General features: G+C 64.6%; 19 protein-coding genes and 1 rRNA gene. 11 read left to right on the top strand and 9 right to left on the bottom strand.

All coding sequences use genetic code 11. From position 1 onward, the window contains the following. Positions 1-102, top strand: a 5S ribosomal RNA gene (rrf, locus tag AC1DOX_RS23495); the annotation flags it as partial. 366 nt (positions 103-468) lie between these two features. Next, the gene (locus tag AC1DOX_RS23500) at positions 469-1,452 is read left to right on the top strand and encodes a DUF3047 domain-containing protein (protein ID WP_441621502.1); all 984 of its coding nucleotides are present in this window, start codon (positions 469-471) and stop codon (positions 1,450-1,452) included. A 22-nt stretch (positions 1,453-1,474) separates the two neighbouring features. On the opposite strand, the gene AC1DOX_RS23505 is transcribed toward AC1DOX_RS23500, so the two are convergent. Genes AC1DOX_RS23505 through AC1DOX_RS23515 form a run of 3 tightly spaced genes read right to left on the bottom strand, consistent with a single transcriptional unit; the run spans position 1,475 to position 4,049 of the window. Further along, positions 1,475-2,503 (bottom strand): DUF2891 domain-containing protein, encoded by a 1,029-nt coding sequence (locus AC1DOX_RS23505; protein WP_441621504.1) that lies wholly within the window; start codon positions 2,501-2,503, stop codon positions 1,475-1,477. A 32-nt stretch (positions 2,504-2,535) separates the two neighbouring features. Then, entirely contained in the window at positions 2,536-3,729 is a 1,194-nt protein-coding gene (locus AC1DOX_RS23510) for a M20 aminoacylase family protein (protein WP_441621506.1), read from the bottom strand. After that, entirely contained in the window at positions 3,726-4,049 is a 324-nt protein-coding gene (locus AC1DOX_RS23515; protein WP_441621508.1) for a hypothetical protein, read from the bottom strand. Before AC1DOX_RS23515 ends, AC1DOX_RS23510 begins: the two co-directional genes overlap by 4 nt. Positions 4,050-4,098: 49 nt before the next feature. Between AC1DOX_RS23515 and AC1DOX_RS23520 the strand changes: the two genes are divergently transcribed. The 5 genes from AC1DOX_RS23520 (at position 4,099) to AC1DOX_RS23540 (ending at position 9,973) form a co-directional block, all read left to right on the top strand. Further along, entirely contained in the window at positions 4,099-5,697 is a 1,599-nt protein-coding gene (locus tag AC1DOX_RS23520) for an ABC transporter substrate-binding protein (protein WP_441621510.1), read from the top strand. Positions 5,698-5,962: 265 nt separating this feature from the next. Continuing rightward, the gene (locus AC1DOX_RS23525; protein WP_092141982.1) at positions 5,963-6,940 is read left to right on the top strand and encodes an ABC transporter permease; all 978 of its coding nucleotides are present in this window, start codon (positions 5,963-5,965) and stop codon (positions 6,938-6,940) included. A gap of 3 nt (positions 6,941-6,943) precedes the next feature. Beyond that, the gene (locus tag AC1DOX_RS23530) at positions 6,944-7,873 is read left to right on the top strand and encodes an ABC transporter permease (RefSeq protein WP_441621512.1); all 930 of its coding nucleotides are present in this window, start codon (positions 6,944-6,946) and stop codon (positions 7,871-7,873) included. Between the two features lie 16 nt (positions 7,874-7,889). Continuing rightward, a complete protein-coding gene (locus AC1DOX_RS23535; protein WP_092141988.1) occupies positions 7,890-8,888 on the top strand; it encodes an ABC transporter ATP-binding protein in 999 nt (332 codons plus the stop codon). A 47-nt stretch (positions 8,889-8,935) separates the two neighbouring features. Beyond that, positions 8,936-9,973, top strand: a complete 1,038-nt coding sequence (locus tag AC1DOX_RS23540) for an ABC transporter ATP-binding protein (protein ID WP_441621613.1) — start codon at positions 8,936-8,938, stop codon at positions 9,971-9,973. Positions 9,974-10,036: 63 nt separating this feature from the next. Here the strand turns inward: AC1DOX_RS23540 and AC1DOX_RS23545 are convergent, their stop codons facing one another. Both AC1DOX_RS23545 and AC1DOX_RS23550 read right to left on the bottom strand, forming a co-directional pair. Further along, entirely contained in the window at positions 10,037-11,353 is a 1,317-nt protein-coding gene (locus AC1DOX_RS23545) for an IS4 family transposase (protein WP_441621515.1), read from the bottom strand. Positions 11,354-11,474: 121 nt separating this feature from the next. Next, positions 11,475-12,671: an ABC transporter substrate-binding protein gene (locus tag AC1DOX_RS23550; RefSeq protein WP_441621517.1), complete on the bottom strand. Its 1,197-nt coding sequence runs from the start codon at positions 12,669-12,671 to the stop codon at positions 11,475-11,477. Between the two features lie 344 nt (positions 12,672-13,015). Between AC1DOX_RS23550 and AC1DOX_RS23555 the strand changes: the two genes are divergently transcribed. From AC1DOX_RS23555 to AC1DOX_RS23570, 4 genes are all read left to right on the top strand, one after another. Beyond that, positions 13,016-15,139 (top strand): molybdopterin-containing oxidoreductase family protein, encoded by a 2,124-nt coding sequence (locus AC1DOX_RS23555; protein WP_477101516.1) that lies wholly within the window; start codon positions 13,016-13,018, stop codon positions 15,137-15,139. Continuing rightward, on the top strand, positions 15,136-16,272 hold the full coding sequence (locus tag AC1DOX_RS23560; RefSeq protein ID WP_477101517.1) for an aminopeptidase: 1,137 nt from the start codon (positions 15,136-15,138) through the stop codon (positions 16,270-16,272). Before AC1DOX_RS23555 ends, AC1DOX_RS23560 begins: the two co-directional genes overlap by 4 nt. 81 nt (positions 16,273-16,353) lie before the next feature. Continuing rightward, positions 16,354-17,019: a TetR/AcrR family transcriptional regulator gene (locus AC1DOX_RS23565; protein ID WP_441621523.1), complete on the top strand. Its 666-nt coding sequence runs from the start codon at positions 16,354-16,356 to the stop codon at positions 17,017-17,019. 186 nt (positions 17,020-17,205) lie between these two features. Beyond that, positions 17,206-18,888: a long-chain fatty acid--CoA ligase gene (locus tag AC1DOX_RS23570; RefSeq protein ID WP_092142003.1), complete on the top strand. Its 1,683-nt coding sequence runs from the start codon at positions 17,206-17,208 to the stop codon at positions 18,886-18,888. Between the two features lie 95 nt (positions 18,889-18,983). Here the strand turns inward: AC1DOX_RS23570 and AC1DOX_RS23575 are convergent, their stop codons facing one another. From AC1DOX_RS23575 to AC1DOX_RS23590, 4 genes are all read right to left on the bottom strand, one after another. Continuing rightward, the gene (locus AC1DOX_RS23575; RefSeq protein WP_441621525.1) at positions 18,984-19,433 is read right to left on the bottom strand and encodes a hypothetical protein; all 450 of its coding nucleotides are present in this window, start codon (positions 19,431-19,433) and stop codon (positions 18,984-18,986) included. Then, a complete protein-coding gene (locus tag AC1DOX_RS23580) occupies positions 19,430-19,936 on the bottom strand; it encodes a MarR family winged helix-turn-helix transcriptional regulator (protein WP_441621527.1) in 507 nt (168 codons plus the stop codon). Before AC1DOX_RS23580 ends, AC1DOX_RS23575 begins: the two co-directional genes overlap by 4 nt. 90 nt (positions 19,937-20,026) lie before the next feature. Further along, positions 20,027-21,040, bottom strand: coding sequence for a Bug family tripartite tricarboxylate transporter substrate binding protein (locus tag AC1DOX_RS23585; RefSeq protein WP_441621529.1), 1,014 nt, complete (start codon positions 21,038-21,040; stop codon positions 20,027-20,029). Between the two features lie 167 nt (positions 21,041-21,207). Further along, a complete protein-coding gene (locus AC1DOX_RS23590) occupies positions 21,208-22,392 on the bottom strand; it encodes a porin (protein ID WP_092142015.1) in 1,185 nt (394 codons plus the stop codon). Between the last annotated feature and the right edge of the window lie 282 nt (positions 22,393-22,674).

Genomic DNA, 22,674 nt, shown 5'->3' on the forward strand with positions numbered 1-22,674 from the left:
AGCGAGTCGGAACCACCCCTTCCCATCCCGAACAGGACCGTGAAACGACTTTGCGCCGATGATAGTGCGGACTACCCGTGTGAAAGTAGGTCATCGCCAGGCTCTTATACCCAAAACCCCCAGCCCTCAAAAGCTGGGGGTTTTGCTTTTAGGGGTCAGACTTCGCGTTTTTACGCTTGCATGTCGGTAACGTCCGCACGGACGGGCGCCAATCGATGTCACTCCCTCTGGGAGCATTTCCATGCTCTCTGCCCAATTCAAGCTGCCATTCAAGCAGTCTTCAGTTCACGTCTTCCCTGCCGTTAGTCCCAATCGCTGAAACCACAGCAATGTCACCGCTGTTGTATTCAGGGTAGCGGAGCATTCCTGCGCAGAAATGCATCTGATATGTTCCTCCCAAGCGCTCTGTATTGGCGCGAAGCAGTCTGCAACAGCAACGCCGCGGCGCCGAAGGGCCCAGAAGCAGGAATGTTGGGATTCGACGAACGTGACGAGATTCGGGGTTCAGGGGGTTACATGGTGTTGGCCATGAAGTTTCTGCCAGCGCTGGCTGGCGTTGCAGGCATGCTGTTGCTTGCGGGATGTGCGTCGACAGCGGGGAGCCCACCCGCGGAGTCGGCGAAGATGGCGGCAATCTCCAATGTGGATTGCAAGACGTTTGGCACAAAAGCCGGCATGATGACTGCCAGAGGAGGCGCAGCAGCGGATCCGCTGGAGATCGCGAATCTCCTTGGCCGACCCGAGCAGGACGCCGGTGGCGATGCCGAAGCGGAGGCAGACCCTACTGTCACCGCGGCGCCGGCGCTTTCCCATCTACCGTTGTTCTCCACATCCGAGGGCGCATCGCGGCTACCCGCAGGCTGGCAGCCCTGGACGGTCAATCGGAACAAGCTCCCGACGCAGTACTCATTGACAGAGGTTGATCAGCGTCTGGTCTTGCATGCCCAGGCCGAGAGTTCCGCCTCCGGCTTGTACGTTCCACTTGCCCAGCGCGATGCGGGCACACTGCGCTGGATGTGGAAGACGCGGGACATCATTCGTAGCGCGGACAACGGCATGGGCCAGCGTGAAGACGCGCCGCTGCGCATCTTTGTGGCATTTGAGGGGGATCGCAGCACGTTGCCCCTCCGTGATCAGTTGATGTATGAGATGGCCAGGATCACAACTGGTCGCGAAATGCCCTACGCGACGCTGATGTATATCTGGGGCGGACGTCGACCGGAGGGCAGTGTCGTGAACAATCCGCACACTGACCGCGTGAGGATGATCGTTGTCGATTCGGGCACGCGCCATACCAACGAGTGGCGTTGCCATGAGCGTGATCTGCGCGCCGACTATCGGCAGGCATTTGGTGCCGACCCGGGCAAGGTTGTGGCCGTTGGCATCATGACCGATACCGACAACACGAAGAGTCGCGCCGAAAGCTGGTACGGCGACATCGCCCTCGACTGAACGTGCGCACCTCTGCGAYGAACTAGGCTATGACGGCGCTGTCTTCCAGCGCCAATAGCGCAAACGACGCCAGCCAGTGCGTGGCGACGTAGTGACCCCCAACAGCCTGCGGCAGCGACGCCTCCAGGTGATCCGACCACGCTCGCACAGCCAGCGACTGTAGCGGCGACGGCAGGGCAGGGCCCAGCAGTCGCCAGCACCATGCGCGCGAAAGATTCAGCCCGTCAAGATGCGACATCTTCGGGTCCGTGCGGTCCGCCACGACCACCGGCGTCAGCCAGGTCGCGAGTTCCGCCTGGCCCGGCGAAAACATCTCCCACCAGTCACCGAATCCGCAGTCGTCCATGACCTGCCGCATCAACACGGCCTCGATCAGCCCGCCGGAGAGGAATTCATCACCGCCGGGTTCGTACCGTGCAGGGTAGCGCTGGTCGTGCCCGAACCAACGATGTGCACGGCGGACGATCGCCTTGCGCAACGCAACGTGTTGGTCTGCCTTCGCATAGATCAGCGCCATGACCAGCGCGAACGCGCTGTTAAAGTGTGTTCCGGTGCGGACAGGAAAGTCGGCGATATCGATGTAGTCGATCAACCGCTGCGCCAAATGACCGGACAGCGGCGCGCAGGCGGTGGCCCACCGCGCGGCTTGCGGATCGGTCGCGCCCAGCACATTCAATTCCGCCTGCAGCCGCAGCATCCAGGCCCAGCCATAAGGCCGCTCGAAGGTGCGCGAACCCGGGCGCTCGAAATACTCAAGCTCCACTGCAATGGATTCGGGACGAAACTGGGCTTCGAGCGCCTCCCGAATGCGAGGCGCGACGTCCAGCCCCGGGCGCAATGCCAGCAGCCGCACCAGCAGCCAGTGCATATGCACGGATGAATGCCAGTCGTAGCTGCCGTAGAAAACCGGGTGTACTGCCGCAGGCTCGCCGATGTCCTCGGCGCTGGTCATCAGGTGGTCTACCTTGTACGGATACCGGCGCACGATATTCTCGAGCGCCACCCTGGCAAAGCCTTCCGCCGTTGCATCGTCCAGCAGCGTATGCGTCATCGCCCCGTCATCCTGTCAGAGCTTTCTGAATATCAGGCCGGAGCCAGCCACTTTTCCACCAACTTGACGAAGAACGTCGAGCCCACTGGCAGCAGCTCGTCGTTGAAGTCATAGCTTGGGTTGTGCAGCATGCATGGGCCCATGCCGTGACCCGCCTCGCGGTGCGTGCCTTCACCATTGCCGATGAAGAGGTAGCAGCCCGGTTTCTCCTGCAGCATGAACGAAAAATCCTCCGCGCCCATGGTCGGCTCCACATTGGCGTCGACGTTGGCGGGCCCCACCAGTTCGCCGGCCACATCCACGGCAAACTCGGCCTCGGCGGTGCTGTTGATCGTTGGGGGATAGTTGCGGTGGAATTCGAAATCGATCGTGCAATCGAACGCCGAAGCCACGGCGCGTGAGACTTCCTCCATGCGCCGCTCAATCATGTCCAGCACCGGCACGGTGAATGTTCGTACCGTCCCCCCGATCCACGCCTGGTCCGGCACGATATTGGTCGCATCACCGGCGTGGAACTGTGTCACGGAGATCACGGCGGTATCGATCGGGCGCTTGTTTCGCGTGATGATGCCCTGCAGCGCCGACACGATCTGCGCGCCCGTGAACACCGGGTCGAAGCCGTTGTGCGGCATGGCAGCGTGCGCGCCCTTGCCGTGGATCACAATCTTGAATTCGTTGCTCGACGCCATCAGCGGGCCCGCCGTGGTGCCGAACGCTCCCACCGGCATGCCCGGCCAGTTGTGCATGCCGAACACGGCGTCACACGGAAAGCGCTTGAACAGGCCGTCCTTGATCATTTCCCGCGCGCCGCCGCCGCCTTCCTCGGCGGGCTGGAAAATCAGGTGAACCGTACCGTCGAAGTTGCGATGCTCGGCCAGATAGCGTGCCGCGCCAAGCAGCATCGCCGTGTGTCCGTCATGGCCGCACGCGTGCATCTTGCCGTCATGCTGTGAACGATGGCCGAACGTATTGGCTTCCTGCAGCGGCAGGGCATCCATGTCGGCGCGCAGGCCGATCGACTTGCCGCTGTTGCCATTGCGAATGACGCCGACCAGGCCCGTGGTGCCCAGGCCGCGATGAACCTCGATGCCCCATGATTCCAGGCTCTTCGCCACCAGGTCCGCCGTGCGCTGCTCCTGGAAGCAGAGCTCTGGGTGGGCGTGGATGTCGCGTCGGATCGTGCGGATTTCGGCTTGCGCGTGGAGGATTTCGGGGATGAGTTTCATGATGCCGTACCGGGCGATGGAATACCCCAGATCATACGATGCCTGTCAGCAAAGCGCCAAAGCATGCACCTGTCGTCACGTTTTCGTGCATTGCGGCGCGCCGACGGCGACATGCCGGCACGCATCCGCCGCCGATCGCATATCGATACGTGGCGCAGCGCAGCATGGGCCAGCGCGCCGATCCCGGGTGGGTTTCCCCGCATGGCGGAGGCCCTCCACTGCTGGAACAGTTCATGCTTGAAGTGCCCGGCCGGCCGCGTGTCGTCCGTCATGCAGAACTGCCGCACCAAAATGCGGCGATTCTCATTGACGGCAGCCATGGCCGATCCTTATCGTCATTTCAAGACATCCCACAGGGAGAATCGCGCGATGTCCCTTCGCAACGTCAAGACGGCAATCGGCAAGACGGTTGGCGCCGTTCTGCTGACAGGCGCCATCGGCCTCGGCCTGGCCGGGCCCGCTCAGGCGGTAGATCTCAAGATCGCCATGAGCTCGCCGCCGACCTCAATGGATCCGCATTTCTATAACCTGTTTTCCAACATCAATGTGTCCGAGCACATGTTCGATACATTGGTGAAGCTCGACCCGGACAGCCGCATCATTCCGGGCCTGGCCGAGTCATGGAAGCTCGTCAACAACCTGACCTGGGAATTCAAGATCCGCAAGGGCGTGAAGTTCCACGACGGTTCCGAACTGACCACGGAGGACGTGGCCTGGTCGCTGGATCGTCCTTCCACGATCCAGAACAGCCCCGGCAAGTTCGACGTCTACACAAAGGCGATCATCAACAAGAAGGTGATCGACAAGTACACGATCCAGCTCACGACCAATCAGCCGTATCCGCTGATGCTGAACGACCTGACATCGATCTTCGTCGTGCAGAAGAAGGCCACGCAGGGCCTGACTTCCGACGACTTCGCGCAGGGCAAGGGCATGGTCGGTACCGGCCCGTTCAAGTTCGTCAGCTATGCGCGCGACGACCGGGTAGAGCTCGTGCGGCACCCCGACTACTGGGGGCCGAAGCCCGCCTGGGACAAAGTGACGCTGCGCTTCATCCCGAACCCGGCCACGCGCCTGGCGGCGCTGCTCTCGGGCGATGTGCAAGCCATCGAGAACGTGCCGACGCCTGACCTGCCCAAGGTACGCCAGGATCCGAAGCTGTCGTTCTTCTCCAAGATCTCGCACCGCGTGATCTACCTGTACTTCGATGCCAAGCGCGACAAGTCGCCGTTCGTCACCACCAAGGACGGCCAGCCGATGGACAAGAATCCGCTGAAGGACGCGCGCGTGCGCAGTGCCATCAGCATGGCCATCAACCGCCAGGGCATCAAGGACCGTCTGATGGAGGGCCTGTCCGAGCCGACCAACAACCTGGTGCCGCCCACGCTGTTCGGCTACAACCCGGCGCTGAAGACGGTGAAGTACGACCCCGAGGGCGCCAAGAAACTGCTTGCCGACGCCGGCTACCCGAACGGCTTTGGCGTGACGCTGCACACGCCGAACAACCGGTACGTCAACGACGAGAAGATCGCCCAGACCATCGCCCAGAACCTGACGCGCATCGGTATCGCGACCAAGGTGGAAGGCATGCCGATGGCAACGTACTCGTCCAAGGGCATCAAGCACGAGTGGTCGTTCGGCCTGCTCGGCTGGGGCGCCCAGACGGGCGAGGTGAGTTCGCCGCTGCGTGCGCTGCTGGCATGCGAAGATTCCAAGAAGGGCTTCGGCACGACCAACTGGGGCGAATACTGCAACCCCAAGATGGACGTGGTGCTGGAGAAGGCGCTGTCCACCGTGGATGACAACGAGCGCTCCAAGCTGCTGCAGGAAGCGACCGCCATTGCCATCAACGACGGCGGCATCATCCCGATCCACCAGCAAGTGACCACGTGGGCCACGCAGAAGGGCATCACGTACGTGCCGCGTACCGACGAACGCACCTACGCGCACAACTTCAAGCCGCAGTAAGCTGGCGGCGGAAGCCGGACCGGCAGCAGTCCTCACCGGGACTGCTGCTGGCAACCGGCTCCGGTATGATCGCGGCCCCGGCCCGGCACGATTGCCGACGCGGCCGGGGCGACTTAGGGGTGCTATCAAAAGGAAGCGATAGCGGGACCACGGCAACGACGCCAGAATCTTTTTGATAGCACCTCTTAACCCACGTTACCCACCGTGGGTCGCGAACACGCTGGCTGCCAGTAGCGGGCGCCGGCGAAAGGAAAGTGTCTCGAACATGCTGGTCTTCATCATCCGGCGCCTGATGCAGAGCGTGGTTGTGCTCCTGGTCATGTCGCTGCTCGTCTTTCTTGGCGTCTTCGCCATCGGCAACCCCGTCGACATCCTGATCAGCCCGCAGGCGGACCAGGAAGACATCAAGCGCACCATTGCCGCCCTCGGCCTCGACAAGCCGCTCTGGGAGCAGTACTGGATCTTTCTGCAGAACGCGCTCCACGGCAATCTCGGCACATCGTTCGCGCATGGCACGCCGGCGCTCAAGCTGATCTTCGAGCGCATGCCGGCGACGATGGAGCTGGCCGTGTGCGCGATCACGCTGGCCATCGTGCTCGGCATCCCGCTCGGCCTGTGGGCCGGTCTGCGGCCGAACGGCGTCGCGGGCAAGTCGATCATGACGGTATCGATCCTCGGCTTTTCGCTGCCCACGTTCTGGGTTGGCCTGATGCTGATCATGGTGTTTGCCGTGCAGCTGGGCTGGCTGCCGTCCAACGGTCGCGGCGAGACTGTCCGTGTGCTCGGCATCCCGCTATCCTTCCTGACCGTGGATGGCATTCGCCATCTGATCCTGCCGGCGGTCACGCTGTCCTTGCTGAACATCGCCATGGTGATCCGGCTCACGCGCGCCGGCACGCAGGAGGCGATGCTGCAGGACTACGTCAAGTTCGCGCGCGCCAAGGGGCTCTCCAACAGTCGTATCGTCGGCGTACACGTTCTCAAGAACATCCTGATCCCGATCGTCACCGTCATCGCGCTGCAGTTTGGTTCGATCATCGCCTTCGCCATTGTCACGGAATCGATCTTCGCGTGGCCCGGCATGGGCAAACTCATCATCGACTCGATCCAGTTGCTGGACCGTCCGGTGATCGTCGCCTACCTGATGGTGATCGTGACGCTGTTCATCCTGATCAACCTGATGGTCGATATCGTCTACAGCATGCTCGATCCGCGCGTGCGCATTGCCGACAACAAGGGTTGAGCCATGAGTACCAACACCGTATCCCAAGACGCGGCAAAGCCGGCGGCCAGCGCGAAAGAGCAGACGCCGTTCCGTCGCTTTGTCCGGCAGTTCTTCGAAAGCAAGCTGGCGGTGCTGGGGCTGGCGACGCTTCTTGTCATCATCCTGATCGCGATCTTCGCGCCGTGGCTCGCGCCGCAGAACCCCTATGACCTGGCCACGCTCGACGTGCTCGATGCGCGCCTGGCGCCGGGTGAGCAGGCCGGCAGCGGCATGACGTTCCTCCTCGGCTCGGACGAGCAGGGGCGCGATATCCTCTCCGCCGTGATGTACGGCCTGCGCATCAGTATTGGCGTTGGCGTGCTCAGCACCGTGATCGCGTTGCTGCTGGGTGCCACGCTGGGCCTGCTGGCCGGCTTCCTGGGCGGCCGCACGGAAGCATTCATCATGCGCGTGGCGGACTTGCAGCTGTCGTTCCCGCCCATCCTGCTGGCGCTGATCCTGCTGGCATTTCTTCGCCCCGGTCTCGGCAATATCGTCATCGCGCTGGTCGCCGTGCAGTGGGCGTACTACGCGCGGACCACCCGCAGCGCGGCACTGGTGGAGCGCCGCAAGGAATACATCGAGGCGGCCACCTGCCTTGGCCTGCCGCCGGGCCGGATCATGTTCCGGCACTTGCTGCCCAACTGTCTGCCGCCGCTGATCGTGATCGCCGCGCTGCAGGTGGCTTCGGCAATCACGCTGGAGGCCACGCTATCTTTCCTCGGGCTCGGCGTGCCGGTTACGGAGCCGTCCCTCGGATCCTTGATTTCCAATGGCCAGCAATACATGCTGTCCGGCAAGTACTGGATCAGTTTCTTCCCGGGCATCGCGCTGGTCCTCACCATTGTGGCGATGAACCTCGTCGCGGATCAGTTGCGCGACGTGCTGAACCCGCGCCTGCAAACGCAATAACGGACCAGGAGCGAACATGACTCAGCCAACCCTGGTCGTCGAACACCTCAGGACGCAGTTCTTTACGCGCGCCGGCGTGGCCAAGGCCGTCGACGACGTATCGTTCTCCGTCGCGCGCGGCGAGATCATGGGCCTCGTCGGCGAATCCGGCTCGGGCAAATCCATGACCGGCTATTCGATCATGGGACTGATCGACCCGCCCGGCAAAGTCGTCGATGGCCGCATTGCACTGACCAGCCGTGACGGCGTGACGCGCGACCTCCGCGCGCTCACCCCGGCACAGCAGCGCGACGTGCGCGGCAACCGCATCGCGATGATCTTCCAGGACCCGATGATGACGCTGAACCCGGTCCTGCGCATCGACACCCAGATGATCGAGGCCGTGCGCGCGCACGACAATGTCAGCAAGGCTGCCGCGCGCGAGCGTGCCCGCAATGCGCTGGCCCGCGTGGGGATCCCGTCGCCGGACGAACGCCTGCTGGCCTACCCGCACCAGTTCTCGGGCGGCATGCGGCAGCGCGTGGCCATTGCCATCGCACTGCTCAACAAGCCTGATCTGATCATCGCCGACGAACCGACTACGGCGCTCGACGTCACCATCCAGGGCCAGATCTTGTATGAGATGCAGACGCTGTGCCGGGAGTCGGGTACGGCGCTGATCTGGATCACGCACGACCTGTCGGTGGTGGCCGGCCTGGCCGACAAGGTTTGCGTGATGTACGCCGGCAAGATCGTGGAAGCCGGCGACGTGCGCCAGGTGCTTGAGCATCCGGAACATCCGTACACCCACGGGTTGATCGGCTCGGCGCCGTCGCGCAACCCGCGCGGCACGCCGCTGCGCCAGATTCCGGGCATGACGCCATCGCTGCTGAACCTGCCCGGCGGCTGCTCGTTCCGCGAGCGCTGCCCGTACGCCACGGATATCTGCAAGACCGAGCCGCCGCTGGGATTGTCGCCGGACGGCCGCAGCCTGCGTTGCTTCCATCCGGTCCTCGCCCAGCAGGAGGCAGCATGAGTGCGCCCGTGATCGATCCCCTCGCCAACGTCGCTGCCAGTGATCCCATGAGTGTTGCCACGGACACGCCCGCCGACACCGCGACACCGCCGGCGCCGCTGCTGGAGCTGCGTGGCGTGTCAAAGCGCTTCGTCAAATCGCTCGACGTCGCAGCGAAGATCGCCAACGTGTTCGGCGCAAAGCAGCGCGTCGAGGTCGTCCACGCCGTGGACCGCGTCGACCTGTCCATCCGCACGGGCGAAGTGGTCGGCCTGGTCGGCGAGTCCGGTTGTGGCAAGTCGACGCTCGGCCGCATGGCGGTGGGCCTGCATTCGCTGACGGAAGGGGAGCGCCTGTGGCGCGGCACCGACCTCGACCGTCTGCCGCCGGACAAGCGGCGCGAAAAGCAACTCGCCATCCAGATGATCTTCCAGGACCCGTACGCCTCGCTGAATCCGCGGCTGCGTGTGCTCGACATCGTCGGCGAGGCGCCGGTCGTGCACGGCATGGTGGAAAAGGCGGCGCAGAAGGCCTATGTGGAAGACATGCTGGTGCGGGTGGGCATGGACCCGACCGTGCTGCGGCGCTTCCCTCATCAGTTCTCGGGCGGGCAGCGCGCGCGGATCGGCATCGCCCGCGCGCTGGCCGTGAAGCCTGAATTCCTGGTTTGCGATGAATCGGTCGCCGCGCTGGACGTGTCCATCCAGGCACAGGTGCTGAACCTGTTCATGAGCCTGCGGGAAGAGCTGAACCTGACGTACCTGTTCATCAGCCACGACCTGGGCGTGGTCAAGCACATCAGCGACCGCGTGGTCATCATGTACCTGGGGCGCGTGGTGGAGTCCGCGCCGACCGAGGACGTGTTCGCCGCGCCCAACCATCCCTACACGCAGGCGCTGCTGGCGGAGGCCCCCAAGCTCGAGGTCAGCAAGAAGACCTATGTGGCGATCCGTGGCGAAATTCCGTCGCCGCTGCATCCACCTACGGGCTGTCACTTCCATCCACGCTGCCCGTACGCGATGCCGCGCTGCAAGGAGGAGCAACCCGTGCTGAAGGAGATCGCGCCATTGCGGTTCTCGGCGTGTCACCTCAACGACATGGCCTAGCGCCACGCATTGCCGGCCGGGCTGCCGGGCTAATAAAAAAAGGGGGCGCTAGCCTAATGCCGTTCAGTTAGTGTCCTTGCTAAGGACCCGAACGGTGTAGCGTTTGGGCAGTGCTTTAACCACACGGGGGCATTTACGCCCCCGTCGTTTTTGGACGATGGCCAATTGGAGTTTGAGGCGCATGCGCTGCAGGTGGGCTGGCAACTTGCCCGGCGCCATACCGGCAGCCCAGACCAACTCCCCCTGTATCAAGCGTAAGGCCAGTATGACGCTCAGGTCCGTGGGCTCAACGCGGGCTTCGAGCGCAGCCTTGGCCATTTCCAGGCGCACCAGGTTATACGCGATCAGCGCTCCCCAGATTTCCAGATAGACGCCTTCAGGCTGGCGACTGCGCAAGGTCAGCTCTGCCCCGAGCATGGTCTGCTTCAGTTCACGATAGCTGGTTTCGATTTCCCAGCGGCGCTGGTAGCACCGGATGATATCGGCGGCCTTGAAGCGTCGACGATCCGTCAATGAGGTCAGCAGGATCCGCTCTGTACCCTCGACCCGGATCGCACGGGCGCTCCAGGTCTCGGGCAAGGCCGGGTTCTTGCGCCGAGCCTGAGGCGAAACCTTCATCTGCACAATGCCGTCGTCTTCGCTGCCTGATAGTCGCTCCCACTGCAGGTTCTTCTTGGCAGGGATCAGGAAGTGGCGCTCCTTGCCGGCCATGCGCAAGCCCCACAGGATCTCGGCGGCCAGAAAGCCCTTATCAAAGATCGTCAGCGAATCATCCGGGACCCGCTCAACAAGTGCCTTGGCATAGAGCATCTCGTTGCACCCGTAACGGCCAAAAGCGATATCGGCAACAAGATGGGTGGGAACAGCCGTGAGCGAGACACCGCGGACTTGTGGATAGCTGGCGACCTTGCCGCCGGCATAGTTCTGGGCTCCGAAGTGCAAGCGATTCTCGGGGCTATCGGCAGTGCGGAAGGTGGTCCCATCCATGGCGTAAAGCGCCAATCCCTTCCATTTGTAGCGCGCTGCATCCTGCGCCACCCATGCCCGCGCGGTCTGCTCGAACAGCCACAACAGAGGCTTGTCGCCAAGTCGCTCGCGGGCTTGAGCGATCCCGCTCTTGCTGACACAGGCGTTGGCATCGTTGGGCAGCGCCAGGTCCAGTGTCTCGAGCACATCGGGAATCGATTGATGTCGATAGAGCGCCAGTGCAATGACCAGCCAGACCACCTGCTGTGCCGGCAGCCGGCGCCGGCGGACTGACGCCGTACCCGTGGCGGCCAGCGCCTGCTCAATCCACGCCATCGGCAGATGCTCGCTCAGCCGGGCAAAACTGGCCGGCTCACTAAGCTCAAGGGTGGCGTGGACTTGTTCCGATAGCATCGGAACGCGAAGTTAACAGCTCAACACCCGGTTTACAACCCTAAAAAGCAAAAATGCCGTCCAGACTTAACTGAACGGCATTAGGGCGCTAGCCCCCTTTCTCTTTGGCGATGTGCCGGAATCAGCGAATCACCACGCCCCGCGAGTTGATGATCGTCATCTCGACGAACTTGGAACCCACGTGGTTGTCAGGCGAAAACTGGATGATGAAGCCGCCGAGATCGACGTTGCGCATACTCTCCATCGCCGTGACGAACTTGTCTCGCGTCAGGTCGCGCCCGGCGCGGCGCAGGCCTTCCACAAATGCCTTGGCGGCGATAAAGCCCTCGATGCTGGCGTAGTCGAAGTCGTTCTGCTTGCCGGTGGCCTGCAGCAGGCGCAGGTATTCACGCACCACCGGCAGCGTGGCGTTGCCCGGATGCGGCATCACCTGCGAGATGATCACGCCGCTGCCCTGCGGGCCGACTTCCTTGGCCAGCGCCTGGGTGCCCACGAAAGACACGTTGTAGAACTGGCCGCTGTAGCCCCGGCGCAGCGCTTCCTTCACGAACGCGCCCACAGTGCGGTATGCGCTGATTAGCACGATGGCATCGGGCTTGGCCTTCATCGCCGTCTGCATGGCGTCGCCGATCTCCACCGTGTTGCGGATCACGCTTTCCTGCGCCACCAGTTGCACGCCGCTGTCAGCTGGCAGCGACTTGATGGCGTGCTCGATCCCCGCGATGCCGGCCTTGCCGTAGGCGTCGTCGTTGTAAACCACGGCCACGCGCTTCAGGCCCGTGGTGCGGATCTGGCGGATGATCGCGGCGGTTTCCTCGTCGTAGCCGGCGCGCACGTGGAACACGTAGCGGCTGCGCGGCTCGCGCAGGGACTGTGCGCCCGTGAACGGCGCAAAGAACGGCACGCGCGCCTGGTTGGCCAGCGGCATGGCGGCCTGGCTGGTCGGCGTGCCCACGTAGCCGAACAGCGCAAAGACGCGATCCTCTTCGATCAGCTTCCGGGTGTTCTTGACGGCCTCGTCGGGCTCGTACATGTCATCGAGCGCCTTGAGTTCGATCTTGCGTCCGAACACGCCGCCCTGGCTGTTGACGTAGTCGAAGTAGATCCGCGCGCCGGCGTTCATCTGCTTGCCGAGCACCGAGGTGGAACCGGTCAGCGCGGCCGACTGGCCCAGCAGGATGGTGTCGGCGGTCACGCCCACCTCGCCAGCCGTGGTGTTGGCGGCAAACGCGGCGCCAGGTACGCCGCAAGCACCGATGGCGAACGCCATCAGCAGGCCGGCAAGCCGCCGGCGCTTGACCCCTGATTGCAAAACCATGTGAATCCCCGTCAAAAAAATCAAAGTTCTTGTTGCTTTGCTTCGGAACCCCACGCCGCCTCTGCCCGGTCTGTCGCCAGTGCGAGGTTCCGGCCTGGGGCCGGACCGTCCGGCGGCTTGCCGGACTGCGCCGGCACATCATAATCGAATACAATCGGAGCCAAACAATTTCTCCCGGTCCGGGACCTCCGGGCGAGGCCGTTGCGCCACAGACATGCCGGCAAACAAGCCGCCGCCGCACTCCCCGGCGTGAATTGTCGACTCCCCGCGCGGGCCGCCCGGGTCCCGCCTGCCGGGCGAATCCGATCGTATTTCGCCCCCATCTTCAGCCTGCCGACACCGCCATGGCCACCCGCATCGTCCGCGCCGCCTGTCCTCACGACTGCCCCGATACCTGTGCATTGCTCGTCACCGTCGAGGACGGCCGCGCCGTCAAGGTGGCGGGGGACCCAGACCACCCCGGTACGCAAGGCGTGCTGTGCACCAAAGTGTCCCGCTATACGGAGCGGACCTATCACCCCGACCGCCTGCTGACGCCGATGCGGCGCGTGGGCAGGAAAGGCGAGGGCAAGTTCGAGCCGATTTCCTGGGACGAGGCGCTCGACGAGGTGGCGACGCGCCTGTCGGCCATCGCCGCACGCGATCCACAAGCGATCGTGCCCTACAGCTATGCCGGCACGATGGGCCTGGTGCAGGGCGAGAGCATGGCCGCGCGGTTCTTCCACAAGCTCGGCGCCTCGCTGCTGGACCGCACGATTTGCGCCAGCGCCGGCGCCACCGCACTGCGCTACACGTATGGTGCCAGTGTCGGCATGGACATGGAGCACGTGGCTGATGCAAAGCTTGTGATCATCTGGGGCGGCAACCCGATTGCCTCGAACCTGCACTTCTGGACGCGCGCGCAGGAAGCCAAGCGGCGCGGCGCCAAGCTGGTGGCCATCGATCCATATCGCTCGCTGACGGCCGAAAAATGCCATCGCCACATCGCGCCGATGCCGGGCACGGACGGCGCTTTCGCGCTGGCGATGATTCACGTGCTGATCCGCGATGGCCTGCTGGATCAGGACTACATCGATCGCCACACGGTGGGCTTCGACGCACTGCGCGAGCGCGCGATGGCATTCCCGCCGGCCAGGGCGGCCGAGATCTGCGGCGTCCCCGTCGAGGATATCGAGTGGATTGCCGGCCTCTACGGTCAGCTGGCGGTGCGCGAGCGCCAGCCGGTGGCCATTCGCCTGAACTACGGCATGCAGCGCGTTCACGGCGGCGGCCAGGCCGTGCGCGCCGTGGCCTGCCTGCCGTCGCTGGTGGGTGCCTGGCGGCACGCCGCCGGCGGCCTGCAATTGTCGACGTCTGGCTTTTTCCCGGTCGACAACGCGGCGCTGCAGCGCCCCGACCTGCTGCCGGACTGGCCCGGTCTGCCGCGCACCATCAACATGAGCACGATCGGCGATGCGCTGCTGGACGACGGCACCACGGGCCATGGGCCGAAGGTCGAGGCCGTGGTCGTCTACAACAGCAATCCGGTGGCGGTGGCGCCCGAATCGTCGAAGGTGGCCGCCGGCTTCGCGCGCGAAGACGTGTTCACGGTGGTGCTGGAGCACTTCCGCACCGATACGGCCGACTATGCCGACATCCTGCTGCCGGCCACGACGCAGCTCGAGCACGTGGATGTGCACAAGGCCTACGGCCACACGTACTTCCTGGCCAACAACCAGGCCGTCGAGCCGATGGGCCAGGCGCTGCCGAACACCGAGATTTTCCGCAGGCTGGCCGCGCGCATGGGCTTTACCGAGCCGTGCTTCGCCGACAGCGACGAAGCCATCGCCGCGCAGGCCATCCAGCGCGGGGACAAGCGCGCCGACGGCATCAGCTGGGACAGTCTGAAGGCGCAGGGCTGGCAGAAGCTGAATCTCCCGGCCGCCCCGTTCGCCGAGGGCGGCTTTCCGTCGCCGTCGGGCAAGTGCGAGTTCTACTCGGACACGATGGCGCGCGAGGGGCTGGACCCGGTGCCGGCCTACGTGCCGCCGTATGAAGCCGCGTCGTCCGCGCCGGACCTGGCCGCCCGCTACCCGCTGGCGATGATCTCGCCGCCGGCGCGCAATTTCCTCAACAGCTCCTTCGTCAACGTGGACAGCCTGCGGGCCACCGAAGGCGAGCCACACCTGGACATCCACCCGATGGACGCCGCCGAGCGCGGCATCGTCCACGGTGCGCTGGTGCGTGCCTACAACGACCGCGGCAGCTTGCAGGCGCGGGCCCGCGTGACCGATCGCGCAAGGCAGGGGCTGGTCGTCGGCCTGTCGATCTGGTGGAAAAAGCTGGCGCCGGATGGCAAGAACGCCAACGAACTGACCAGCCAGCGGCTGACGGACCTGGGCCGCGCGCCGGTGTTCTACGATTGCCTGGTCGAAGTGGAGGCGGTGCCCGCGGAGGCCGCAACCGAGGCGGAGGTCCTCGCGTCATGATCCGGTGGCCGGCCCGCCGGCGCGTGGCGGGTGCCCTGGTGGTGCTCGTCGCGGCGGCGCTGGCGGCCGGTTGCGACACGCTCGGCTATTACTATCAGTCGATTGGTGGCCATCTGGGCGTGATGGCGCAGGCGCAGTCGCTTGACGAGGCCATCGCCACGGCAAATGGCGCGAATGATGCGCGCCTGGCACAGCGGCTCACGCTGGCCCGCCAGATCCGCGACTATGCGTCGCGGGAACTCAAGCTGCCTGACAATGGCAGTTATCGCCGCTACGCCAACCTGCATCGGCCCTATGTGGTGTGGAGCGTCTTCGCCACGCCCGAACTGTCGATGGACCTGCGCAAGTGGTGCTTCCCGGTCGTTGGCTGCATCACGTATCGCGGCTACTACGCCCAGGCCGATGCCGATCACTACGCCGAGGGCCTGCGCCGCGAGGGGCTGGAAACCTACGTGGCCGGCATCCCGGCCTATTCCACGCTCGGCTATTTTGACGATCCGCTGCTCAACACCTTCGTCTACCTGCCCGAAGGCGAACTGGCGCGGCTGATCTTCCACGAACTGGCGCACCAGGTGGTCTACGTGCGCAACGACACGGCTTTCAACGAATCCTTTGCCACGGCCGTAGAGGTGGCCGGCGTGGAGCGCTGGCTGGCGCATGCGGCGTCGCCGGAGGCGCGCGCCAGCTATCAGATCTACGACAACCGGCGGCGCCAGTTCCGCGCCATGCTGCTCTCCACGCGCGACAAGCTCGTCGCGCTGTACCGGTCCCCGCTGGACGATGACGCCAAGCGCGAGGGCAAGGCGCGCATCTTTGCCGAGCTGCGCGAGTCGTACGCGCGCGCCCGGGCGGAGTGGGGCGGCTACAGCGGCTACGACCGCTGGTTCGACCAGCCGCTGACCAACGCGCACCTGGCTGCCGTGGCCACGTACCAGCAATGGGTGCCGGCCTTCACCGCGCTGCTGGCGCAGTCCGGCGGCGACTGGGACCGCTTCTATGCCGCCGCGCGCAAGATCGGCGACCTGCCTGCGGCCGATCGCGACGCAGCCTTGCGCCGGCTGGCACCGCCGGCCACGGAGGTGACGCCGCTTTCAGCACGCACCGAAGCAGACAAGGCCGATACCGGACGGTAGAAACCGACGCCGTTCGGGCGCATCCGTCAAGCCGCGTGTTTCCCGATGGTGGCGCGCGCGGCGCATGCGAAAATTGCGCCCATGCCTCATGTTCCCAGGAAACCCGGCGCCACTCCGCGCGCCACGGAAGCCGTCACGCTGGCCGACGATGGACCGGCGCGTTCGCACGTGGCCGAGCGGCAGGAAGCGCGCCGCCGCCAGATCCTGGATGCCGCCGCCCAGCTCTTCTACACCAAGGGCTACCCCGGCATGACGATGAACGATCTCTGCCGCGCCCTCGGCGTGACCAAGCCCGCGGTCTACTATTACTTTGCGGACAAGAACGAGATCTTCGACATCCTGTGCCGGGAATCCGCACAGACCTGCCTGCCGGTCATCCGGGAAACCGCCGACCCGTCGCTGCCGGTGCGCGAGCGCCTGCATGCCTGCCTGCTGGAGATGGCGCGGCGCTGCGTGAGCTGCCACATGGCGGCCGCGCTGAGCTTCCGCGACAACCAGTACCTGAAGCCGGACACCGTGGCATGGCTCAACAACATGGCGCGCGACTTCTATCGCGACCTGTATGGCCTGCTGGAGGAAGGGCGCGCGGCAGGCGTTTTTGCCTTCGGCGACGCGCGCGTGACGGCCCATTCGATGGGCGGCGTGATCGGATTCATGTACACGTGGCACGAGCCCGGCCGCATGGAGACCGAAACGCTCGCGCGGGAGTTGGCCAGCAACATGATGAAGCTCGTCCTGCCGAGCTGATCGCCGCCGTGCGGCCCGTCCGGAACCCTAGGGGTATTCCCTCGCTTACCGCGCTGGGTGACGCATAATTCACGATTTCTGCGATTCGCTTCGTGGAGGAGTTCGTCTAACGTGTTGTCTTTAAGGGGCTCGCGCGTTTAGCATTCCCCAAAAATCGAACGACCATTCAGAAATTCAGGAGACGGTATGGAAAAGCTGTGGCTGAAACAATATCCGGCAGGCGTACCGGCTGAAATCGACGCCAGCCAGTTCCGTTCGCTCGCCCAGTTGCTCGAGGAGTCGTTCCGTACCTACGCTGACCGGCGTGCGTTCATCTGCATGGACCGCGCCATGACCTACGGCGAGCTGGACCAGTACTCGGCCCACTTTGCCGCCTGGCTGCAGTCCCGCGGCCTGCGCCCCGGCGCGCGCGTGGCCATCATGATGCCCAACGTGCTGCAGTACCCCGTGGTGCTCGCCGCCGTGCTCCGCGCGGGCTACGTGGTCGTCAACGTCAACCCGCTGTACACGCCGCGCGAGCTGGAGCACCAGCTGAAGGACAGCGGCGCCGAGGCCATCGTCATCCTGGAAAACTTCGCGGCCACGCTGCAGGCCGTGTTGCCCGCCACGCCGGTTAAGCACGTGGTGGTGGCGAGCATGGGCGACATGCTGGGCACGCTGAAGGGCGGGATCGTCAATTTTGTCGTCCGCAACGTCAAGAAGATGGTGCCCGCATGGGAGCTGCCGCACTGTGTGCGCTTCAACGACGTGCTGGCGGAAGGCCGCAAGATGCAGCTGAAGCCGGTGGCCACCGGCCCGGACGACATCGCCTTCCTGCAATACACGGGCGGCACCACAGGTGTGTCCAAGGGCGCCGTGCTGCTGCACCGAAATATCGTGTCGAACGTGCTGCAGTCCGAGGCGTGGATGCAGCCGGCGCTGAACAAGGGCACCCATATCGACCAGCCGATCACGATTACCGCGCTGCCGCTGTATCACATCTTCGCGCTGACGGTCTGCTGCCTGCTGGGCATGCGCAGCGGGGGGCTGAGCATCCTGATCCCGAACCCGCGCGACATCCCGGGCTTCATCAAGGAACTGCAGAAGTACAAGTTCAACATGTTCCCGGCCGTGAACACGCTGTACAACGCGCTGCTGAACCATCCGGATTTCAGCAAGATCGACTTCTCCGGCCTGCGCGTGGCCAACGGCGGTGGCATGGCGGTGCAGGAGGCGGTGGCCAAGAACTGGCTGGCCAAGACCGGCTGCCCGATCATCGAGGGCTACGGCCTGTCGGAAACCTCGCCGTCGGCCACCTGCAATCCGACCGACACGGATGCGTTCTCGGGCACGATCGGCCTGCCGCTGCCGTCGACCGAGATCTCCATCCGCGACGACGATGGCAACGTGCTGCCGCTGGGCCAGCCGGGCGAGATCTGCCTGCGCGGACCGCAGGTGATGGCCGGCTACTGGATGCGTCCGGACGAGACCGCCAAGGTCATGACGCCGGACGGCTTCTTCAAGACCGGCGACATCGGCGTGATGGACGAGCGTGGCTACACGAAGATTGTCGACCGCAAGAAGGACATGATCCTCGTGTCTGGCTTCAACGTGTATCCGAACGAGGTGGAGGGCGTGGTGGCGGAGTGCCCCGGCGTGCTGGAAGTGGCGGCCGTGGGCGTGCCGGACACCCATTCGGGCGAGGTGGTGAAGCTGTTCGTGGTCAAGAAGGACCCGGCGCTGTCCGAGGCCGACGTGATCGCGTTCTGCAAGGAGCGCCTGACCGGCTACAAGCGTCCCAAGTACGTGGAATTCCGTACCGAACTGCCCAAGACCAACGTGGGCAAGATCCTGCGCCGCGAACTGCGCGATAGCCGCAAGGCTGCTTAGGATCAGGGTCCGGGGTTAGCCGGAAATGAAATGGCCTCCCAGTCGGGAGGCCATTCTGCTTTGGTTGACTGCAAGCGCCTGTGGCGACTGCCGTGTCAGCATTCGTTCGACGGCCCCATCTGCGGTTGCGCGGCGCCGTCAGGATAGATCAGACGCACGCAGGTGCCGGGCTCCAGCCCCGGCGTGGCGGGGGCGTTGACCGTGGCCACCGTGCCGTCGGTGGCCTGTACCTTGTACTGGAACAGGTCGATCTGCTGCGGCGGCTGCCGGTTGAACAGGCGCGTGAGATCGATCGAGAAACCCATCCCCACGCCGCCACCGCCGCCGCCGCCCACGCCGGCTGCACCAACCCCCACGCCATAGCCGCCATAGCTCGCGGTGTCGGTCACATCCACGCGCGTCAGGAACGATTTCTCCGTGACGCGGCCGAGCTTGACCGTCGCATTCACGGGCGTGACCTGCGGCGCCGATGGCGCCGTGTTGCAGGCGGCGACGATAACGGCTGCGGCCATCGCCGGAATCAGGCGGAAGAGGGAAGGCGTCATGGCGTGATCAGGCTGGTCTTGAGGCGGCCGAGCAGGCGGAACAGCGCGCGGCGGTCGGTCTCGGCGAGGCCTGAAAACAACTGCTCGATCCATTCCTCGTGCGCCCGGGCCATGCGCGAGAATGCCTCGCGGCCGGCCGGTGTCAGGCGGATCAGGTAGGCGCGGCGATCGGTCGGCAGGGCCTCGCGGGTCACCAGGCCTTCCTGCTGGAGCTGATCGGTGATGCCCGTCACATTGCCGCCCGTCACCATCATCCGGCGGGACAGCTCGCCCATCTTCAGTCCTTCCGGGTGGCGGTCCAGCTGCGACATCAGGTCGAACCGAGGCAGCGTGACGGCAAAGTTCTGGCGCAGGCGCGACCGGATGTCACCTTCGACCAGATTGGTGCACGTCAACAGGCGCAGCCAGAGCCGCAGGGCTTCGTGGCTGGTCTCGCCGGCACGGGTTTCGAGATCGACCGGCAGGGCGTCGGTGGCGCCGCTGGCGGCAGGGTGCGTGGGCATCGTGATTCAGGGCGGTGCCGTCCGCGCAACGTGGTTACGCGGGCCGGCTGAACGTTTGATGCCTCAAGTATATGCGCTGGTGCGCGTGACCTAGTCCACCTTCGCGCCGGAATCCTTCACGACCTTCGCCCACTTGGTGTGCTCGGAACGGATAAAGGCGGCGAACTGCTCGGGCGTATTGCCGACCGGGTCGGCACCCTGGGCCACCAGGCGTTCGCGCATGGCCGGCGTGGCCAGGCTCTTGGCCACTTCCTGCTGGATGCGGTTGATGATGTCGTGCGGCGTGCCGGCCGGTGCCAGCAGCCCGAACCACGAGCTGGCCTCGAACTGCGGCAGCTTGGCGGCGGCGGCCACCGTCGGCAGGTCGGGCAGGGCCGGCGACGGCTTGGCGCTGGTCACCGCCAGCGCCTTGAGCTTGCCGCTCTTGATCAGTTGCATCGACGAGGGCAGGTTGTCGAACATCAGCTGCATCGTGCCGCCGGACAAGTCCGTCAGCGCCGGGCCGCTGCCGCGATACGGGAAATGGACCATGAAGGTCTTGGTTTGCGTCTTGAACAACTCGCCGGCCAGGTGGATCGAGGTGCCGTTGCCGCTGGATGCCATGTTCAGCTTGCCCGGATTGGCGCGCGCATAGGCGATCAGGTCATTGACGCTGTTGATGCCGTTCTTCTGCGCAAACGCGGGATTGACCACCAGCACGTTCGGCACGGACGCCACTTCGGTGATCGGCGCGAAGTCCTTGATCGGATCGAACGGCAGCTTGCCGTAGAGCGACTGGTTGATGCCATGCGTGCCGACGGTCCCCATCAGCAGCGTGTAGCCGTCCGGTGCGGACTTGGCGACGATGTCCGTGCCAATGTTGCCGCCTGCGCCGGGTTTGTTGTCCACCACCACGTTCCAGCCTGGCAGCTTCGACAGTTCGGCTGCCACCGCGCGCGCCAGGATGTCCGTGGTGCCGCCCGCGGGGAAGGGCACCACCAGCCGGATCGGCTTGGTCGGATAGGCATCTGCGGCATGGCCCGGCACGGCCGCCAGCGGCCCCAAGAGGGTGCCCAGAGCGGCGGACAGGATCATCGCGACGGCGCGTCGGCGGGGGTGGTGCATGAGGGTGTCTCCGAGTAGGTGGCCGGACGTCCCGGTCTCGGGGCCATTCTAGTAGTTCAGGCCGCACATCCTCATGAGGTGAGACCCTTAGCGCGCAAGCCGGCGGCCCAAAGAAAAAAGGCGCCCGAAGGCGCCTTGAAGACAAGGATCTATGTGCGTGCCGCGGATCAGAACTTGTGGCGGATACCCACCGCCACGCCGACTTGGCTGGTCTTGCCCTGCTCCAGCGGGTAGCCGTTGGCAAAGCTGACCGCCGACGTATCGAAGTTCAGGCCCGAGTTCTTCACGTAGCCCGCCGTCAGGTAGACGTCGGTGCGCTTCGAGAGGTTGTAGTCGGCAATAAAGCTGATCTGCCACGGGTTCTTGGGGTTGTCGGCCAGGAACGCCGACGAGGCGCGCATCGTCTTCACGTCGTCGTAGTAGTACGCCAGCGTCAGACCCAGCGGTGCGGTGACCTGGTAGTTCACGCCGAACCAGTAGTAGTTGTCGCGCAGCAGTTCCGCCCCGTTGGTGTCCGTGGTGCGGCCGTAGCGATAGCCAGCCATCACCTTGGCCGGACCGAACGAATAGCTGCCGGCGGCGCCGACCTTGCGCGAACGGCCAGGCTGGCCGATCGTGACGGTCGGACGCCATTCGTCGTAGGCAACCGTGAAGCCCAGCGGGCCGCTCAGGTACAGCACGCCGGCGCCACCGCCCGCGTTGTTGTTGAAGTTGCCCGGGGTTTCGCCCGCGCCGGCGCCAGCCAGCGGCACCGGACCGATCGCCGCCACGCCGGTACCGAAGCTCCAGTGCGCCTCGGCGGTGACGGGGCCGACCACGGCCGTGTACTTGACGGTGTTGTCCGAACGGAAGTTGGTGCCCAGTTGGGCCACCACCGGTTCATAGATCGTGGCGTAGCCGGTCGGCGAGAAGTTCGCGAACATGTCGAACATCGTCGTGTACTGGCGACCAAAGGTCACGCGGCCCACCGTATCGCTCTGCAAGCCCACATAGGCCTGACGACCGAAGAGACGGCCGCCTTGCTGCGACTTGCCGTCATCGAGGCCAAAACCGCTTTCCAGTACGAACAGGGCCTTCAGGCCGCCGCCGAGATCTTCCGTGCCACGCAGGCCCCAACGCGAACCGGACAGGCCACCACCGGTTTGCAGGCCGACGCGGCTGCCGCCACCGGCCAGCGAGGGCGGGCGGCCGTTCGGCGCCCAGGTTGCGGGGTTGGTGTTGAAGCCCGGAGCCAGATGGTTGTTATATTCAATCGGCAGGTCGACGACGCCATACAGCGTCACGCTTGTCTGGGCGCTTGCCGTGCCGGCAAACGCGCTCAACGCGGCAAGCGCGAGAAGCGATTTTTTCATGCTGGGTTATCTCCACTTAAAATTATTAGGTGAAGCGCGGAAGAACCTCCTGAGTCCTCTCTCCATCTTCGGCGCTTAACTTCCAAGGAAGCTGTCGATCACTCTAGCAAAAGCCGGAATTTTGTTGACCCTGAGGTAAACGTCTTGTCTGGTTTTCACAACTCAGGGTTTTGGAGTACCTGGAGCCAGTCCTGGCGCGGCCATGCGGGTCGTCGCAAGGCATCGCGCGCGGTGTGCCGGGTACAATGCGGGAAATCCCGAGGGCGCGTTTCGGACAGCGCT

It is taken from the genome of Cupriavidus sp. 01L415, from assembly GCF_056400065.1.

What these genes read in the sequence shown, in the direction of transcription:
- AC1DOX_RS23530 (WP_441621512.1), top strand. Translation starts at nt 6,944, where the DNA reads ATGAGTACCAACACCGTATCCCAAGACGCGGCAAAGCCGGCGGCCAGC.
- AC1DOX_RS23575 (WP_441621525.1), bottom strand. Translation starts at nt 19,433, where the DNA reads ATGACGCCTTCCCTCTTCCGCCTGATTCCGGCGATGGCCGCAGCCGTT.
- AC1DOX_RS23585 (WP_441621529.1), bottom strand. Translation starts at nt 21,040, where the DNA reads ATGCACCACCCCCGCCGACGCGCCGTCGCGATGATCCTGTCCGCCGCT.
- AC1DOX_RS23505 (WP_441621504.1), bottom strand. Translation starts at nt 2,503, where the DNA reads ATGACGCATACGCTGCTGGACGATGCAACGGCGGAAGGCTTTGCCAGG.
- AC1DOX_RS23525 (WP_092141982.1), top strand. Translation starts at nt 5,963, where the DNA reads ATGCTGGTCTTCATCATCCGGCGCCTGATGCAGAGCGTGGTTGTGCTC.
- AC1DOX_RS23560 (WP_477101517.1), top strand. Translation starts at nt 15,136, where the DNA reads ATGATCCGGTGGCCGGCCCGCCGGCGCGTGGCGGGTGCCCTGGTGGTG.
- AC1DOX_RS23535 (WP_092141988.1), top strand. Translation starts at nt 7,890, where the DNA reads ATGACTCAGCCAACCCTGGTCGTCGAACACCTCAGGACGCAGTTCTTT.
- AC1DOX_RS23545 (WP_441621515.1), bottom strand. Translation starts at nt 11,353, where the DNA reads ATGCTATCGGAACAAGTCCACGCCACCCTTGAGCTTAGTGAGCCGGCC.
- AC1DOX_RS23500 (WP_441621502.1), top strand. Translation starts at nt 469, where the DNA reads ATGTTGGGATTCGACGAACGTGACGAGATTCGGGGTTCAGGGGGTTAC.
- AC1DOX_RS23510 (WP_441621506.1), bottom strand. Translation starts at nt 3,729, where the DNA reads ATGAAACTCATCCCCGAAATCCTCCACGCGCAAGCCGAAATCCGCACG.
- AC1DOX_RS23540 (WP_441621613.1), top strand. Translation starts at nt 8,936, where the DNA reads ATGAGTGTTGCCACGGACACGCCCGCCGACACCGCGACACCGCCGGCG.
- AC1DOX_RS23565 (WP_441621523.1), top strand. Translation starts at nt 16,354, where the DNA reads ATGCCTCATGTTCCCAGGAAACCCGGCGCCACTCCGCGCGCCACGGAA.
- AC1DOX_RS23590 (WP_092142015.1), bottom strand. Translation starts at nt 22,392, where the DNA reads ATGAAAAAATCGCTTCTCGCGCTTGCCGCGTTGAGCGCGTTTGCCGGC.
- AC1DOX_RS23570 (WP_092142003.1), top strand. Translation starts at nt 17,206, where the DNA reads ATGGAAAAGCTGTGGCTGAAACAATATCCGGCAGGCGTACCGGCTGAA.
- AC1DOX_RS23515 (WP_441621508.1), bottom strand. Translation starts at nt 4,049, where the DNA reads ATGGCTGCCGTCAATGAGAATCGCCGCATTTTGGTGCGGCAGTTCTGC.
- AC1DOX_RS23520 (WP_441621510.1), top strand. Translation starts at nt 4,099, where the DNA reads ATGTCCCTTCGCAACGTCAAGACGGCAATCGGCAAGACGGTTGGCGCC.
- AC1DOX_RS23550 (WP_441621517.1), bottom strand. Translation starts at nt 12,671, where the DNA reads ATGGTTTTGCAATCAGGGGTCAAGCGCCGGCGGCTTGCCGGCCTGCTG.
- AC1DOX_RS23555 (WP_477101516.1), top strand. Translation starts at nt 13,016, where the DNA reads ATGGCCACCCGCATCGTCCGCGCCGCCTGTCCTCACGACTGCCCCGAT.
- AC1DOX_RS23580 (WP_441621527.1), bottom strand. Translation starts at nt 19,936, where the DNA reads ATGCCCACGCACCCTGCCGCCAGCGGCGCCACCGACGCCCTGCCGGTC.